This is a genomic window from Amycolatopsis sp. DSM 110486 (assembly GCF_019468465.1).
Lineage (GTDB): Bacteria > Actinomycetota > Actinomycetes > Mycobacteriales > Pseudonocardiaceae > Amycolatopsis.
The window spans coordinates 9,345,100-9,359,316 of sequence record NZ_CP080519.1 but is presented as its reverse complement, the minus strand read 5'-3'; the positions used below and the strand labels follow the sequence as shown (position 1 = coordinate 9,359,316).

Genomic DNA, 14,217 nt, shown 5'->3' with positions numbered 1-14,217 from the left:
CGCCCAGCCTGCCACGTCTGCCCGCGCAGTACCCCGCCTGACGCGCCGCCCGGTTTCCACCGCCCCGTCCCGGGTACCCCTGATCGACACCGTGAGAAAGGGGAGTGGGAGTGCGCGTACTGGTCACCGGGGCGTCCGGTTTCGTCGGGAGCCGCGTCGCCGAGGCACTGGCCGCCGACGGGCACGACGTGCTCGCGATGACCCGCAACCCGGCCGCATACACGGGCGCGGGCACCGCGGTGCACGGTGACGTCGAGGACTCCCGCTCGCTCGACAACGCGTTGCGGGGCACCGACGCCGCCTACTACCTCGTGCACGCCCTCGACGCTCGTGACTTCGAACGCCGGGACGCCGCCGCGGCCCGCGCGTTCGCCCTCGCCGCTCGCACCGCCGGGACCGGCCGCATCGTCTACCTCGGCGGCCTCGGCGACGACTCCGACGACCTGTCCGCCCACCTGCGCAGCCGCCGCCAGGTCGAGTACCTGCTCGCCGGCACCGGCGTGCCCGTGACCGTGCTGCGCGCCGCCATCGTGATCGGCCACGGCGGCATCTCGTGGGAGATCACCCGCCAGCTCGTGGAGCACCTGCCCGCGATGGTCACCCCGCGCTGGGCCGCCACCCGCGCCCAGCCGATCGCGATCGCCGACGTCGTGCGCTACCTCGTGGGTGTGCTCGACTCGCAGGCCGCGGAAGGCCGGACGTTCGAGATCGGCGGCAGCGAACAGCTTGCCTACCTGGACATGCTGAGGCGGCTGGCCCGGATCGAGGGCCGCAGCCCGCTGATCGTGCCCGTGCCGCTGCTCTCGCCGCGGCTGTCGGCGTACTGGCTCGCGCTCGTGACCGACGTCGACGTGGCCACCGGCCGCACGCTCATCGACTCCATGGCCAACGAGGTGGTCGTGCGCGATCCCGCGATCCGCGACGTCGTACCGTTCGAACCCATGGACTACGACTCCGCGGCCCTGGCGGCGCTGGCCGAGCGCGTGCGGGCGGCGTGATGCGGCGCTCGCTGCTCGGGCTGGTCACCGCGGCCGGCACCGGACTGCTCGGCTGGTCGCTCTCGACGCCTCCCGGTTCGGCCCGTTTCCACGGGCGTACGGGAGCCGTCGCCGCCACCTGGGTCGCGGGCGCGCTCGCCGCGGGACCGCCGCCGCGGGGCACCTCACGCCACCCCGTCGCGGGGCCGGTGACGGTCGCCGCCGGCGCGTTCGGCGTGTTCTACGGCTGTGCACTGGTGGCCCGCCGCATCCCGCCGTTGTCGCGGGCGATCGCGGGTGTGCTCGCCTACGCCGACCGCGGCTCGGGTCCGGCCGTCTACGCGACGACACTGATCACCGGCGCCGCCGAGGAAGTCTTCTTCCGCGGCGCCCTGCAAGGCTCGGTGACGCGCGCGCCGGTGGTGACCTCCACGGCGGTCTACGCACTGTCCACCGTGGCCACTCGCAACCCGGCGCTCGTGCTGGCGTCGATCGTGATGGGGACGCTGTTCGGGCTGCAACGCCGTGCCACGGGCGGCATTCAGGCGCCGCTGCTGACCCATGTGGTCTGGTCCGCGTTGATGCTCACGGCGTTGCCGCCGCTGTTCGAAACTCCGGCCCCGCCCGGGTGACGGGCGCCCTCCCGCGCCGGTACTAGGCTCAGCCGCATGTCGCGCCGATCCCTCCACACGCCCGCCCCGGACGCCGCCGCGCTCCGCGCCCGCCTCGACCGCGCAGCGAAAGCGGCCGCCGCCGCGGACACCGACGCCCTGCTCATCGCCCCCGGCTCCGACCTGCGCTACCTGCTCGGCCAGGCGGGCGGCTCGTTCGAGCGCCTCACCACGCTCGTGGTGCCCGCCGACGGCGTGCCCGCGCTCGTCGTGCCCAAGCTGGAGGCCCCCGGCTACGCCGACGTGCCCACCGCCGAGCTCGGCGTCGAGGTCCTCACCTGGGTCGACGGCGACGACGCCTACCGGCTGGTGGCCGACCGGCTCGGCAAGGCCCGCCGCGTCGCCGTCAGCGACTTCACCCCGGCCCTGCACGTGCTCGCCCTGCGCGCCGCCCTTGGCGACGCCGAGCAGACCCTGGCCGGTCCCGTCGTGCGCGAGCTGCGGATGCGCAAGGACGCCGCCGAGATCGCCGCGCTGCGCGCCGCGGGTGCCGCCATCGACCGCGTGCACGCGCGCGTGGGCGAGTGGCTGCGCGCCGGGCGCACCGAGGCCGAGGTGGGCGCCGACATCGCCGCCGCCATCGTCGAGGAGGGCCACACGGTGGCCGACTTCGTGATCGTCGGCTCCGGTCCCAACGGCGCCAGCCCCCACCACGATGTCTCCGACCGCGTGATCGAGCGCGGCGACGTGGTCGTCGTCGACATCGGCGGCCCGCTGCCCGAGGGCTACAACTCCGACTCCACCCGCACCTACGCAGTCGGCGAACCGCGCGACGCCGACGTCGCCTCGACCTACGCCGTGCTGCAGCAGGCCCAGCAGGCCGCGGTCGACGCCGTGCGCCCCGGCGCCACGGCCGAGTCCATCGACGCCGCCGCGCGCGACGTGATCGACGCCGCCGGCTTCGGCGAGTTCTTCATCCACCGCACCGGCCACGGCATCGGCCTCGACGTGCACGAGGAGCCCTACATCATCGCGGGCAACACGCTGCCGCTGGAGCCGGGCATGGCGTTCAGCGTCGAGCCGGGCATCTACCAGCCGGGCCGCTGGGGCGCCCGCATCGAGGACATCGTCGTGGTCACCGAGACCGGCGTCGAGGCCGTGAACACGCGGCCGCACGACCTCGTCGTGCTCGAAGCATGAGCGGCCCCCTCGAGCCGCTCGACCAGGCCATCGTGCAGGAGCTCGCCGCCGACGGCCGGCGCAGCTTCACCGACCTCGCCGAGCGCGTGGGGCTGTCGGTGTCGGCCGTGCACCAGCGCGTGCGGAGGCTGGAACAGCGCGGCGTGATCCTCGGCTACACCGCCCGCCTCGACGGCGAGCAGATCGGCCTCCCGCTCACCGCTCTGATCTCGCTGACCCCCAACGACCCGGCCGCCCCCGACGACTACCCGCAGCGCATCCAGCACATCACGGAGATCGAGTCCTGCTACTCGGTCGCCGGCGACGAGTCGTACATCCTGCTGGTGCGCGTCGCTTCGCCGCTGGGGCTGGAGGACCTGCTGCGACGGATCCGGGAAGCGGCGAAGGTGTCGACCCGGACGACGGTGGTGCTGTCGACGCCGTTCGAAGGGCGTTCGCCGACGTTGTGACTGCCGGTGGTGGTGCTTTCCCCGTGGGCAGAGCACCACCACCGGCCGCTACACCACGGTCGAGCGCACCGTCGCCGGCAACCGTTCGGGGTGCGTGTCGCCGAGCCGGTCGAGGATCCGGCCGGCCTCGGCATCGGGATCGCCCAGGGGATCGCGGCCGAACCGGAGGTAGTGCCGGCCCCCGGGGCCGACGACGGAGATCTCCACCTCGCCGTCGTCCCCGATCATCCAGCCCCGCCCGCCGAGCAACCCGAACCCCCACTGCCCGAGAACCCCGGGCCGGTCGTCCAGCACCGACACCACGCGCCGCGCCACCCGCCTCGGCACGTCCTCCCACCACCGGTCGACGTCCGCGCGGATCAGCTCCTCGAAGCACTGCCCGGGATCGAACCGCGCCGCCTCCGGCGGCGTCAGCCCTTCCCACCGCTGGACCTGCCAGTCTGCCCACACCACCGCGTCGTGCGGCGCGCCCCAGCCCGCGTTCTCCCGCTCGACCCGCACGGAGATCGCCACCGGATCCTCGGCCCGCGAGCCCCGCCACAGCGGCGCCCGCGGCCGTTCGTCGAACAGCTCCAGGCCCACGTCGGGTGGACGCAGCGGGCTGCGCCGCCCGAGCAGCACATCCGGATCCGTTCCCCGGCCGTAGTCACCGCGCACCGCGTGCGCTTCCACGCCGAGCCCGAGGATCCGCCCGTCCACCAGTGGCACCACCTGCGGCGTCCGGACCCCGTCGACCTCGTCGACCCGCACCTCCAGCCGCAGCCGCGCGTATCCCGTGTCCGTCATCCGCGCCAGCATGGCAGGCCGCGAACCCGCTCACCGGCCGGCGAGTACCGCCACACCGGATCGGGCGACTTCCGGAGCCGGCCCGGGCCGCGAACCCGCGCCGAACTTCTGGACCTCGTCAGCGCCGCGGGTCTACGCGTAGCCGGCCGCATCGACACGACACCGCGGCACCCGAAGGCGGCTGCCACCGAAGACCCCCTTCACGCCGCCCGTGCCGGGGAGGTGACGTCGCTGTGGCGCCTCCAAGCCCGACCGCTGGTACGATAAAAGGTATGGCAACACGTAAGGTCACCCTTTCTCTCGACAGTGGTGCGCTCGAGTTCGCCGAACGAGCTGCGAAAGCGCACGGGATCTCGGTCTCGTCCTGGTTGTCCAAGGCGGCTCGGCGGGAGGCGGTGCGCACGGGCTACACCCCGCAGCAGGCGCCGATCGCGCCGGCGGCCGAGGCGGACGAGGTGGAACGGACCGCGGCGGAAAAGGACATGCGTGCGCAGGGGTGAAGTCTGGACGTACCATCCGCCGACCGAACCGGCCCGGGAACGCACCGTGGTGCTCCTGTCGTCGGACGGGGTGAACGAGTCCGAGCGACCCTGGCTGCTCGGCACCGAACTGCTCGACCGTGACCCGCAGGACATTCTGGGCGTCGCGGTCGACGCGCGGTACTGGGTGTCCACGCTCAACCTGACCCGGCTGTACCGGCCGTGGTTCGACGAGCGCATCGCCGAGATCGACCAGGAAGTGCAGGAACAGATCGACGTCGCACTGCGGGCTGCGCTCGACCTCTAGTGCCGCCGCTCAGCGGTTGGCGACCTCGGGCACGGCGTGGAGCTTGCCGTCGGGCCCGGAAAGGCAGGCGGCGAGCTCGTCACGCCCGGCGAGGAACTCCGAGAGGCAGTCGGCGATCGCGGCGTGCCCCGCGGCGTTGGGGTGGAACGACTCCTGCAGCGCGTGCTGCGCCCGGTCCGCTTGGCCCAGATCGCTCAGGTGCAGCGTCAGGCGCGTGAACCACTCCGAAGCGGGGTTCGCCCCGCCGCTGCACGCCTCGTGGTGCTCACCCGCGCGCGCCAGGTCCAGGAACCGCGCGCCGGACTGCACGGCGGCCTGCTTCAGACCCGCCGAGAGCGTGGTGATGCCCGTGGTCGAGATCCACTGCAGGTCGTCGGTGCGAAACGGGCAGCCGTCGAGGTTCTGCAACCCAGGCGGAACGTCCGTGGCGACGGGCGTGGCGTAGGACTGCACCACGAGCTGGTAGTCGGCCGGCACGTAACCCGCCTGGGCCAGCACCTTCTTCACATCGCCGACGGCGTTGACCACCTTCGGCACCATCGCGTCCACTTTGGACTGCCACGTCTTCTGCAGCGCCACGTTGCACGACGGCGCGCTCACCGAGAACCACGCCTTGAAGCACTCGGACACCTGCGTGGAGAACTTCGGGTCGTCATTGGCGCCGATCGCGATCACCACGGCGGCCACCCGGTGGTTTTTCACCACCGCGGCCAGCTGCTGCGCCTGCGACGGCTCACCCCACTGCTTCACGCCGCCCAGCGACACCTGCTCCGCCGGCGCGCCCGAACACGCCAGGTTCACCCGCGCCGTGACGTCCGGAATGCGGACCTTCTGCACGAACGCGTTGGCCGAGCGATGGCACCAGTCGCCGTTGCGGCCGTCGGTGTCGGGGGTGTAGTCGCCGGCGCCCTCACCGGACACGGTGCTGTCACCGATCGCCACGACCGTCAGCGGGCCTGTGCCGGGCGGCCCTTTGCGCGGCAGCGGCTGGCCGGGTTTGAGCCCGGGGCCGGAGAACGCGAAGAAGCCCGCGAGCACAGCCACGCAGGCGAGGACGAGGGCTCCCCACCACCACCGGAATCGTCGCATCGCCGCCCGAGTCTAGCGAGTGCGCCCGGCTCTGGGGTTTTCCCCGGTCCCGCGCTGGGACATTGGTCACCACCCGGAAGGGAGCGGATGCCATGAACGGGCACAAGAAGGACGGACAGCGGCCGCACGAGGCCTTGACCCGCGACGTGGACAAGCGCGCCCGGTCCGCGGCCGACACCTACTTCCAGGAGTCGCTCGAGCACCTGCGCACCCTGACCGGCGACGTCGGACGCTTCGCGAGCGCCCACGGGCTGCTGCTGCTCAAACCCGACGCGATCGCCGCCCGCCGCATAATGTCCACAATGGACTGGCTGGCGGAGAACGGCTTCCGCGTCGTCGGCGCCCGCCGAGTGCGGCTCACCCCGGTGACCCTGCGGGCGCTGTGGTACTTCCAGTGGAACACGGCCACTCCGCAGCTGCGCCGCATCGCCGACCACTGCGCCGGCTGCACCGACTCGCTGCTGCTGGTCGTCGCCCCGGCCGGGGATCAGGGCCCGCTCGCGGACCTGCCCGTGCCGGTCCGTCTCGCCGAGCTCGTCGGCCCCAGCGACCCCGCCGCGCGCGAACCGGGGCGGCTGCGCACCGAACTCGGCCGCTACGCGCTGCTCAACCTCGTCCACCCCGCCGACGTGGTGCGCGACCTCGGCATCTACTGCACCCCCGACGCCCGCGCGGAGCTCGTCGAACAGGTCCTCGCCGGCGCCGACCGCCAGGCCCTCGTGCGCGACCTCGCCCGCGACGTCTACGCCGACAGCCCCGCCCACGACCTCTCCGTCCCCGCCGCGAAAACCCGCCTGCGCCGCGAAGCCGAGCGCCTCCTCGCCGGCCACACCCTCACGCCCGCGGCGCACGCGTCCCTCGCTCCGGCTTTGACGACCGGCGGTGACGAGGCCATCCGCACCATCGTCGAGGCCACCTGGGCCCACCAGCTCGCTTTGCCGGCGTGGGACGTCACGGTCGCCGCGGCCGACCTGTACCCGATGACGGTGCCGGGCGCCCGCCCGCTCGTGGCCCCGATGACGGCGGCGGCCTGGCGCCGAGCCGCCCTGCACGCGGTCCGCCACGCGTAGCGCTCGGTGCGCCGGGGCTAGCTGTAGTGCCCTGTGAGGTTGTTGACGCGGGTGATGGGTGGTTGGCCGCCGAGGGCGGTGTGGCTGCGGTGGTGGTTGTAGTGGTGGAGAAATCCGGGCAGTGCTTCGGCTCGGTGGTGTGAGTTGGTGAAGGGTTGGGCGTAGGCCCATTCTTCGGCGAGGGTGCGGTTGAAGCGTTCGGCTTTGCCGTTGGTTTGTGGTCGGTAGCGGCGGGTGAAGCGGGCTTGGGCGCCGATGTCGGTGAGGGCGTCGCGCCAGGCGTGGGAGCGGCGGTAGGCCAAGGCGTTGTCGGTCATGACGCGTTCGATCCGGTCGATGCCCATGTCGGCGAGTGCGCTGGCGGCACGGGTGAGGAATCCGGCGCAGGTGGTGGCGGTTTCGTCGGGGTGGATTTCGGCGTAGGCGATGCGGGTGTGGTCGTCGATGGCGCAGTGCACGTACTCGTAGCCGACGCGGGCTGCGTTGCGGGTGGCGCGGTGGATGTCGCTGTCGCGTCCGTGGGCGCGCCATCCGCCGCCTTCGCGCAGTCGGCCGAGTTTCTTGACGTCGACGTGGACGAGTTCGCCGGGGCGGTCGCGTTCGTAGCGGCGGATCGGCTGGCCGGTGGGGCGGTCCAGCCAGGCCAGTTTCGGCTGGTGGTGGCGGGTCAAGACTCGGTGCACGGTCGAGGCGTGCAGGTCGAGGATGCCGGCGATGCGGGCTGGGCCGAGCCGGCGGTCGTGGCGTAGCTGCAGGATCTGCCGCTCGGTCTGGGTATGGGTTCGCCGGGGTGAGTGATGCGGCCGGCTGGAACGGTCGGCCAGGCCGGCGTCACCGTCACGGGCGTAGCGGCGGACCCACTTGTAGCCCGTTGCGCGGGAAATGCCCAGCTCGGCGACGACGTGCGCGACCGGGCGGCCAGCCCGGACACGCTCGACCAGCAACCGACGCCCGTGCAGGGTCAGGCGAGCATTACGGTGGAACACGAAGACCTCCGTTGTGATCGGTGATGGCGTCAGACACCAACACCCCACACGGAGGTCTTCGTCATGATCAAGCCAACGCGCCGCTCAACCGTCAACAACGTCCATAGTCACTACAGCTAGCGGCTGCCCCGAAGCCAGTCATCCGCCTCGTAGTCGCCGGCGATCGGCCGCGGTCCGCCTAGGTGTCGGCGAGGGCGGCACGCTTGCGTTCCAGCAGGGCTCGTTCGGCGGCGTTCTCCGCGAGCTCCACCGCCCGGTCGTACGCGGCCACCGCCTTGCTGCGTCGGCCGGCGCGCGCCAGCAGGTCGGCCCGCACGGCGTGCAGCAGGTGGTAACCGTCCAGATCCAAGGGGTCCACCAGCGCCAACGCCGCGCCCGGCCCGTCGACCTCAGCAACGGCCACCGCACGGTGCAGCGCGACCACCGGCGTCGGCGTCAGAAGCAGCAAGTGGTCGTACAACTGCACGATCTGCCGCCAGTCGGTTTCCCCGGCGGTGGCAGCGTCGCTGTGGACGGCGTTGATGGCGGCCTGCAGCTGGTACGGCCCGGGCCGGTCGCGGCGCAGGCAGCGGCGCACGAGGTCCTGCCCTTCGGAAACCAGGGCACGATCCCAAAGCCCGCGGTCCTGGTCGGGCAGCAGCACCACCGCACCGCCGGGACCCGTGCGAGCCGGACGGCGTGACTCGACCAGCAGCATCAGCGCCAGCAATCCCAGCACCTCGGGCTCGTCGGGCATCAGCGAAGCCAGCACCCGTCCCAGCCGGATCGCCTCCGCCGCGAGGTCGGGGCGGCCCAGCGAGGCTCCCGACGTCGCCGTGTGGCCCTCGGTGAAGATCAGGTACACCACGGCCAGCACGGCGGCGAGGCGGTCGGGCAGGTCGGCGTCGGCGGGGACGCGGTAGGGGATGCCGGCGTCGCGGATCTTGGCCTTGGCGCGGGAGACGCGCTGCGCCATCGTGGGCTCCGGCACGAGGAACGCGTGGGCGATCTCGCCTGTCGTCAGGCCGCCCAGCAGCCGCAGGGTGAGCGCGACCCGGGCGTGCGGGGCGAGCGCCGGGTGGCAGCAGGTGAAGATGAGGCGGAGCCGTTCGTCACGCACCGGGCCCTCCTCGACCGGTTCGGTGCCGGCGTGCAGGAGAGCGGCCTGCGCGTGCCGGTCAGAGCGCGAGGACTCGCGGCGCAAACGATCCAGAGCCCGGCGACGAGCGGTGGTCACGAGCCATCCGGCGGGGCTCGGTGGCAGTCCGTCGGACGGCCAGCGGCTCGCCGCCACCGCGAACGCCTCCTGCACCGCTTCCTCGGCGACGTCGACGTCCCCGAACACCTTCACCAGCACAGCCACGGTCCGCCCGTACTCGGCGCGGAACACCCGATCCAGAGCGTCCACAGTGGACACGCTCAGGCCTCGCCCTGGAACGGCCGGACCTCCACCGGCAGCGTGGTGATCTCGGCGATCCGCCCGGCCCAGCCGAGCGCGGCGTCGAGGTCCGGCGCGCGCACGATCGTGAACCCGCCCAAGTGCTCCTTGCCCTCGGTGAACGGGCCGTCGGTCGTGAGCAGATCACCGTCCTCGGCCCGCACGACCGTCGCCGAACCGGGCGCGTGCAGGCCACCGGAGAACACCCACGCGCCGGCGTCCTTCATCTCGGCGTTGAGCGCGTCCAGCCGGTCCACGATCGTGTCGAGCTGTTTCGCCGACGGCGTGGGTCCGTCGGGCTGGTAGACGCTGAGCAGGTACTGCTTCATGGCTCGATCCTTCCCTCTCGTCACCCGTTACACGAACAGCCGAAGGGCACTTCGACACTCGCCGGAACTTCCTCGAACAACAAGAGGGCTCTTCGCCGGAGCGACGCCGGCGAAGAGCCCTCTTGTACCCGTCGCGCGCCGCTACGGGTAGCTGACCACGTTCACCGGCGCCGTGCCAGACGGTGTCGCCGCGCCGGTGTCGTTGACGACGTGCGTGATGCTGCCGCGGGTGTTCAGCGACACCGTGAGCAGGCTGTGCAACCGCACGCCGGGCGTGTTCGGCACTTCGAACGCGTGGTAGCTCGACACGGCGGGGTTGGTGTCGAAGAAGCAGTAGCTGCCCAGACCCCACGCCTCGTGGGAGGTCACGTTCGCCCCGACCTTGTAGGCCGCGTACCCGGCGACGCCCGAGGGCGCGTTCCACGACGCCTGGTGCGGCACGTCGTAGGGCATCTCGTTCTGGAAGAAGATCGTCCGCCCGCGCTGGCCGTTCCAGATCACCTGGTACTTCTGGTAGTGCTCCACGAACAGGCCGGTCGCGAGCACGTCGTCGCCGTTGACCAGCACCCCGGTGTCGGCGGTGTTGGTGGTCCAGCCGACCGTGCCGGGGTTGCCGTGGTCGGCCCGCCACGCCCAGGTGTGGTCGATGATCGTGTCGTCGCTGTTCACGACCAGGCTCGTGGTGGCCTTGCCCGCGAGCTCACCGCCGACGCGGAAGAACACGTCCTGCAGCGTCGTCGGGTCCGCCGCGTGGTCGACGTGTGACCCGGCCGTGCCGACGGTCAGCAGCGACTGCGAGTTCGTGGTGCCGGCGTCGAAGAGCAGGCCCTTCACCCGGACGCCGTCGACGTCCGCGACGTGCATGGCGTCGACGCCGTTGTCGGGCACCAGGGTCGGGTAGCCGATGCCGAGCACGACGGTGTCGGCGCGCGTGACGTTCAACGTCTGGTCGAGGTGGTACACGCCGGGGGTGAAGAACAGGTTGCAGCCCGCGGCCAGCGAGCTGTTGATCGACGCCGCGGTGTCACCGGGCTTGACCACGCGGAACTGGCTCATCGGCAGCGACGTCCCCGGGGTGGAGCCGGCGGCCCAGCTCGGGCCCGACGCGTTGGTGCGCAGGGCAGGCAGGAACACGCGGTAGTTCGCGCCGTCGAGGTAGAGGTAGGGCACGTCGCGCGAGACGGGCGTGGTGGCCAGCGTCGTCTCGGGCGGGTTCGGGAAGGTGTTCGCCGGCGCGCCGGTGGTGCCGGAGAAGACCATGTTCCACACACCGCCGTCCCAGCTGCCGAAGGCCGAGTCGCGCGTGTACCACTGCTGCTGCGAGATCGACGCGGTCTGCCCGGACACGCGGGTGTCGGCGACGTAGCCGCCGCTGGCGAAGCCGAAGCTGGCCGGGTAGAGCTGCAGCCCGCCGCGGATGTCCATCCGGCGGAACGGCGCGGCCTGCGCCACGGCCCACCGGTCGTTGCCGCTGGCAGGGTTCACGGCCATGTTCTCGGCCGAGCGCCAGAAGTTCTGCAGCGCCACGCCCTGGTCGGAGGCGTTGAACGCGTCGACGGTGATGTCACCGTTGATCGTCACGTCGTCGGGGTTGCGCCCGAGGCCCGCGACGGAGGTGTAGAAGCCGACGTCGTCGTGCACGGCGTAGGTGCCGGGCTTGAACAGGTGCGCCACGCGACGGTCGGCGAACTGCGCGGTCTGCGTGTCCTTCTGCGCGTTGAAGTCGGCGTCGAGCTGCGCCTGGATCGTGGCGGCGGGCATGTTCGGGTCGAAGATCCGCACGTTCGGACCGAAGTCCGGCACGTCGGGCTGTGCCGGGCAGCCGGCCTGCGTGCCGCCGCCCTGGGTGAACGTGAAGTGCGGGGTGTCGAACTGCGGCCCGTTCTTCTCGTAGGTGAACCAGTAGTCGAGCACGCTGCCGCTGCCGAGCCCGCCGACGGTGGTGTGCCAGGTGCCGCCGCCCTCGGTCATGCGCACGTTCTGCTGCCCTACGCCGGGCACGCCCGTGTAGTGCACATCGACGTAGCGCGCCGGGCCGGCGGGGGTGAAGGTGAGCTGCACCTGCTGCGCGCCGGCCGCCGCGGCGGCCTGGGTGTAGTCGCCGGCGGCCGAGGCCGGGGGAGCGGCGACCAGCCCGGCCCCCGCCAGGAGCGCGGCCGTGGCGAGCGCCCTCCGCCATCGCGCGCCGTCGGATCGGGAACTTCGGGATCGGGAGCTGCGGTCCAAGGTCCGGTTCACGCCGTGGCACCTCCGTCGGTGATTCACAGACACGGATTTGTTGTAAGTCACAACAAAGTAGCCGCCGGTCGGCGGCCTGCGCGTCACGCCTTGGTAACAGTTGTCTGGACCAATACTGGTGGAGGTGGGCCAACCCGGAACGGAGGTCTGGAACTTTCCCTCATTCGGACGGGTGACCCGGAACGAGTTACATGCGACCATTCGCTGTCTCAGCGTGATCAAGGAGGCCGCAGTGTCGCGACTCAAGAACCTGGCCCGCGTGCTCGTGGCGGTGACGCTGGCCGTTCCCCTGGCGGCTGCCACCACGACCACGGCGAACGCCGCGCCGCTGCTGGGCGGCGGCCTCGTCGACTTCGGGTGCGCGCAGGCCCGCCTGCACTGCCTGGGCAAGGCGATCAAATCGCCGGACGGGCCGGGACCGTTGGTCGCGGCGACGCCGGTCGGCTACGGACCGGCCGAGATCCAGGCCGCCTACGGCCTCGGCGGCCGGCACGCGAACGGCCGCACCGTCGCGATCGTCGACGCCATGGACGCCCCGACCGCCGAGAGCGACCTCGCGACCTACCGCGCCGCGCGGGGGCTGGCGCCGTGCACATCGGCCGACGGCTGCTTCCGCAAGGTCAACCAGCACGGCGCGGCGAGCCCGCTGCCGGCACCGGACTACGGCTGGGCGGAGGAGATCAGCCTCGACCTCGACGCCGTGTCCGCGACCTGCGCCGACTGCCGCATCCTGTTGGTGGAAGCCGATTCCCCGGACACCGACCCGCTGATGACGGCCGTCGACACGGCCGCCGCGAGCCCGGGGGTCGTGGCGATCTCCAACAGCTACGGCGGCGACGAGGACCCGACGATCACCGCCGCCGACACCCACCTCGACCACCCCGGCATCGCCATCACCGCGTCGTCCGGCGATGCCGGCTACGGCGTGAGCTGGCCCGCGTCGTCGCCCTACGTGACGGCGGTCGGCGGCACGACACTGAAGAAGGCCGCCGGCACCTCGCGCGGCTGGGCGGAGACGACGTGGTCGGGCAGCGGCAGCGGGTGCTCCGCGCTCGAGCCGAAACCCGCGTGGCAGCACGACACCGCGTGTGCGAAGCGAACTGTCGCCGACGTGGCCGCGGTGGCCGACCCGAAGACCGGGCTCGGCGTGTACGACACGTACAACAGTTGCGGCGGCGGGGCGTTGTGCGATCTGCTGCTGACGCTCGGGCTCGCGCAGGGCGCCGACGGCTGGGTGCAGGTCGGTGGCACGAGCCTGTCGTCGCCGGTCGTCGCGTCGGTGTACGCGCTGGCCGGGAACTCCGTCACGGCCGCCGCGCAGCCGTACGCGCACCCTGATGGCCTGTTCGACGTGACCTCCGGCAGCAACGGCTCCTGTGGTGGTTCGTACCTGTGCACCGGCGGCGCGGGCTACGACGGCCCGACCGGTCTCGGCACGCCGAACGGTACCGCCGCGTTCTGACCCGGGCGCCGTGAAATTCGGGGCGTTGTGACCCGCCGCGCCCGGGGGGAGGGTGAGGGGACCGGTGGCGTCACCGGGGCGCCGCCACGACCGCCGGGAGGTGGATCGTGTTCGCTCGCAGCACGACGATCCAGCTGAAGCCGGCGTCGCAGGACGACGCGGTCGCCTACGTGCGCGACACCGTCATGCCCGCGGCGCTGGCCACCGAGGGGAACGTGGGACTGTCGATGCTTCTCGGCCGGAAGGACAGCCGCACCATCGTGACCACGGCGTGGCGCTCGGCCGAGTTCATGCATGAGAGCGCGCAGGCGATGACCGTGCTGCGGCAGCAGGTCGCCGACATGTTCGGCGGACCACCGCAGGTGGAGGAGTGGGAGATCGCGCTGCTGCACCGTGATCACCATTCCGGTGCCGGTGCGGCGGTGCGGGGAACGTGGCTGAAGGTGGCGCCCGAGCAAGTGGACGCCGTCGTCGACGTGTTCAAGATGACCACGCTGCCGGCGCTCGCCGAGTTCGACGGGTTCTGCAGTGCGAGCCTGCTGGTCGACCGCACGAGCGGCCGGTGCGTGGCCTCGATCGGCTACGACAGCGCCGAGGCACTGGGCCGCACCGCCCAGAAGGCCAACTCGCTGCGCGCGGCCACCCTGCGGGAAGCCGGCGCCGAACGGCTCGACGTCCGCGAGTTCGACCTCGCCATCGCGCACCTGAACGTGCCCGAGATGGCGTGAGCGGTGTCCGGGCCGCCGGTGCGCGGGGAAGCGCACCGCCGGCCCGGCCCGTAATTCACCGCCGGGTGCGTGAACGCGCGGAATGCGCA

Annotated in this window: 15 protein-coding genes; 9 read left to right on the top strand and 6 right to left on the bottom strand. The window is 72.1% G+C overall.

The features are described 5' to 3' along the window. Window positions 1-110: 110 nt before the first annotated feature. From K1T34_RS45205 to K1T34_RS45190, 4 genes are read left to right on the top strand one after another with little or no spacing between them, the layout of a single operon-like run. Window positions 111-998 (top strand): NAD(P)H-binding protein, encoded by an 888-nt coding sequence (locus K1T34_RS45205; RefSeq protein ID WP_220240760.1) that lies wholly within the window; start codon window positions 111-113, stop codon window positions 996-998. Further along, on the top strand, window positions 998-1,609 hold the full coding sequence (locus tag K1T34_RS45200; RefSeq protein ID WP_220240759.1) for a CPBP family intramembrane glutamic endopeptidase: 612 nt from the start codon (window positions 998-1,000) through the stop codon (window positions 1,607-1,609). Before K1T34_RS45205 ends, K1T34_RS45200 begins: the two co-directional genes overlap by 1 nt. A 36-nt stretch (window positions 1,610-1,645) precedes the next feature. Next, window positions 1,646-2,788, top strand: coding sequence for a Xaa-Pro peptidase family protein (locus tag K1T34_RS45195; RefSeq protein ID WP_220240758.1), 1,143 nt, complete (start codon window positions 1,646-1,648; stop codon window positions 2,786-2,788). After that, window positions 2,785-3,237 carry an Lrp/AsnC family transcriptional regulator gene (locus K1T34_RS45190; protein ID WP_009078207.1) on the top strand — a complete coding sequence of 151 codons (453 nt, stop codon included), beginning with the start codon at window positions 2,785-2,787 and terminating at the stop codon, window positions 3,235-3,237. Before K1T34_RS45195 ends, K1T34_RS45190 begins: the two co-directional genes overlap by 4 nt. A gap of 48 nt (window positions 3,238-3,285) precedes the next feature. Here the strand turns inward: K1T34_RS45190 and K1T34_RS45185 are convergent, their stop codons facing one another. Further along, complete coding sequence (locus K1T34_RS45185) at window positions 3,286-4,023, bottom strand: hypothetical protein (protein WP_220240757.1); 738 nt, start codon at window positions 4,021-4,023, stop codon at window positions 3,286-3,288. 272 nt (window positions 4,024-4,295) lie between these two features. Here K1T34_RS45185 and K1T34_RS45180 point away from each other — a divergent pair, with 272 nt between their 5' ends. Both K1T34_RS45180 and K1T34_RS45175 read left to right on the top strand, forming a co-directional pair. Then, on the top strand, window positions 4,296-4,523 hold the full coding sequence (locus tag K1T34_RS45180; RefSeq protein WP_220240756.1) for a hypothetical protein: 228 nt from the start codon (window positions 4,296-4,298) through the stop codon (window positions 4,521-4,523). Continuing rightward, window positions 4,510-4,809: a hypothetical protein gene (locus K1T34_RS45175; RefSeq protein WP_220240755.1), complete on the top strand. Its 300-nt coding sequence runs from the start codon at window positions 4,510-4,512 to the stop codon at window positions 4,807-4,809. Before K1T34_RS45180 ends, K1T34_RS45175 begins: the two co-directional genes overlap by 14 nt. A gap of 9 nt (window positions 4,810-4,818) precedes the next feature. Here the strand turns inward: K1T34_RS45175 and K1T34_RS45170 are convergent, their stop codons facing one another. Next, the gene (locus K1T34_RS45170; RefSeq protein WP_220240754.1) at window positions 4,819-5,898 is read right to left on the bottom strand and encodes a GDSL-type esterase/lipase family protein; all 1,080 of its coding nucleotides are present in this window, start codon (window positions 5,896-5,898) and stop codon (window positions 4,819-4,821) included. 92 nt (window positions 5,899-5,990) lie between these two features. On the opposite strand from K1T34_RS45170, the gene K1T34_RS45165 reads away from it, so the two are divergent. Then, entirely contained in the window at window positions 5,991-6,968 is a 978-nt protein-coding gene (locus K1T34_RS45165; protein ID WP_220240753.1) for a nucleoside-diphosphate kinase, read from the top strand. A 17-nt stretch (window positions 6,969-6,985) separates the two neighbouring features. On the opposite strand, the gene K1T34_RS45160 is transcribed toward K1T34_RS45165, so the two are convergent. The 4 genes from K1T34_RS45160 to K1T34_RS45145 all read right to left on the bottom strand — a co-directional run bounded on the left by K1T34_RS45160 (window position 6,986) and on the right by K1T34_RS45145 (window position 11,938). After that, window positions 6,986-7,954, bottom strand: a complete 969-nt coding sequence (locus tag K1T34_RS45160) for an IS481 family transposase (protein ID WP_220240752.1) — start codon at window positions 7,952-7,954, stop codon at window positions 6,986-6,988. Window positions 7,955-8,132: 178 nt separating this feature from the next. Then, entirely contained in the window at window positions 8,133-9,341 is a 1,209-nt protein-coding gene (locus K1T34_RS45155; RefSeq protein ID WP_370643542.1) for an RNA polymerase sigma factor, read from the bottom strand. Window positions 9,342-9,352: 11 nt separating this feature from the next. Then, window positions 9,353-9,700, bottom strand: a complete 348-nt coding sequence (locus tag K1T34_RS45150) for a YciI family protein (protein WP_220240751.1) — start codon at window positions 9,698-9,700, stop codon at window positions 9,353-9,355. 141 nt (window positions 9,701-9,841) lie between these two features. Further along, entirely contained in the window at window positions 9,842-11,938 is a 2,097-nt protein-coding gene (locus tag K1T34_RS45145; RefSeq protein WP_255638036.1) for a hypothetical protein, read from the bottom strand. 232 nt (window positions 11,939-12,170) lie between these two features. Between K1T34_RS45145 and K1T34_RS45140 the strand changes: the two genes are divergently transcribed. Both K1T34_RS45140 and K1T34_RS45135 read left to right on the top strand, forming a co-directional pair. After that, entirely contained in the window at window positions 12,171-13,400 is a 1,230-nt protein-coding gene (locus K1T34_RS45140; RefSeq protein ID WP_255638035.1) for a peptidase S8, read from the top strand. A gap of 107 nt (window positions 13,401-13,507) precedes the next feature. Then, a complete protein-coding gene (locus K1T34_RS45135) occupies window positions 13,508-14,128 on the top strand; it encodes a hypothetical protein (RefSeq protein ID WP_220240750.1) in 621 nt (206 codons plus the stop codon). Window positions 14,129-14,217: the final 89 nt, after the last annotated feature.

What these genes read in the sequence shown, in the direction of transcription:
- K1T34_RS45200 (WP_220240759.1), top strand. Translation starts at nt 998, where the DNA reads ATGCGGCGCTCGCTGCTCGGGCTGGTCACCGCGGCCGGCACCGGACTG.
- K1T34_RS45195 (WP_220240758.1), top strand. Translation starts at nt 1,646, where the DNA reads ATGTCGCGCCGATCCCTCCACACGCCCGCCCCGGACGCCGCCGCGCTC.
- K1T34_RS45190 (WP_009078207.1), top strand. Translation starts at nt 2,785, where the DNA reads ATGAGCGGCCCCCTCGAGCCGCTCGACCAGGCCATCGTGCAGGAGCTC.
- K1T34_RS45185 (WP_220240757.1), bottom strand. Translation starts at nt 4,023, where the DNA reads ATGACGGACACGGGATACGCGCGGCTGCGGCTGGAGGTGCGGGTCGAC.
- K1T34_RS45180 (WP_220240756.1), top strand. Translation starts at nt 4,296, where the DNA reads ATGGCAACACGTAAGGTCACCCTTTCTCTCGACAGTGGTGCGCTCGAG.
- K1T34_RS45170 (WP_220240754.1), bottom strand. Translation starts at nt 5,898, where the DNA reads ATGCGACGATTCCGGTGGTGGTGGGGAGCCCTCGTCCTCGCCTGCGTG.
- K1T34_RS45165 (WP_220240753.1), top strand. Translation starts at nt 5,991, where the DNA reads ATGAACGGGCACAAGAAGGACGGACAGCGGCCGCACGAGGCCTTGACC.
- K1T34_RS45150 (WP_220240751.1), bottom strand. Translation starts at nt 9,700, where the DNA reads ATGAAGCAGTACCTGCTCAGCGTCTACCAGCCCGACGGACCCACGCCG.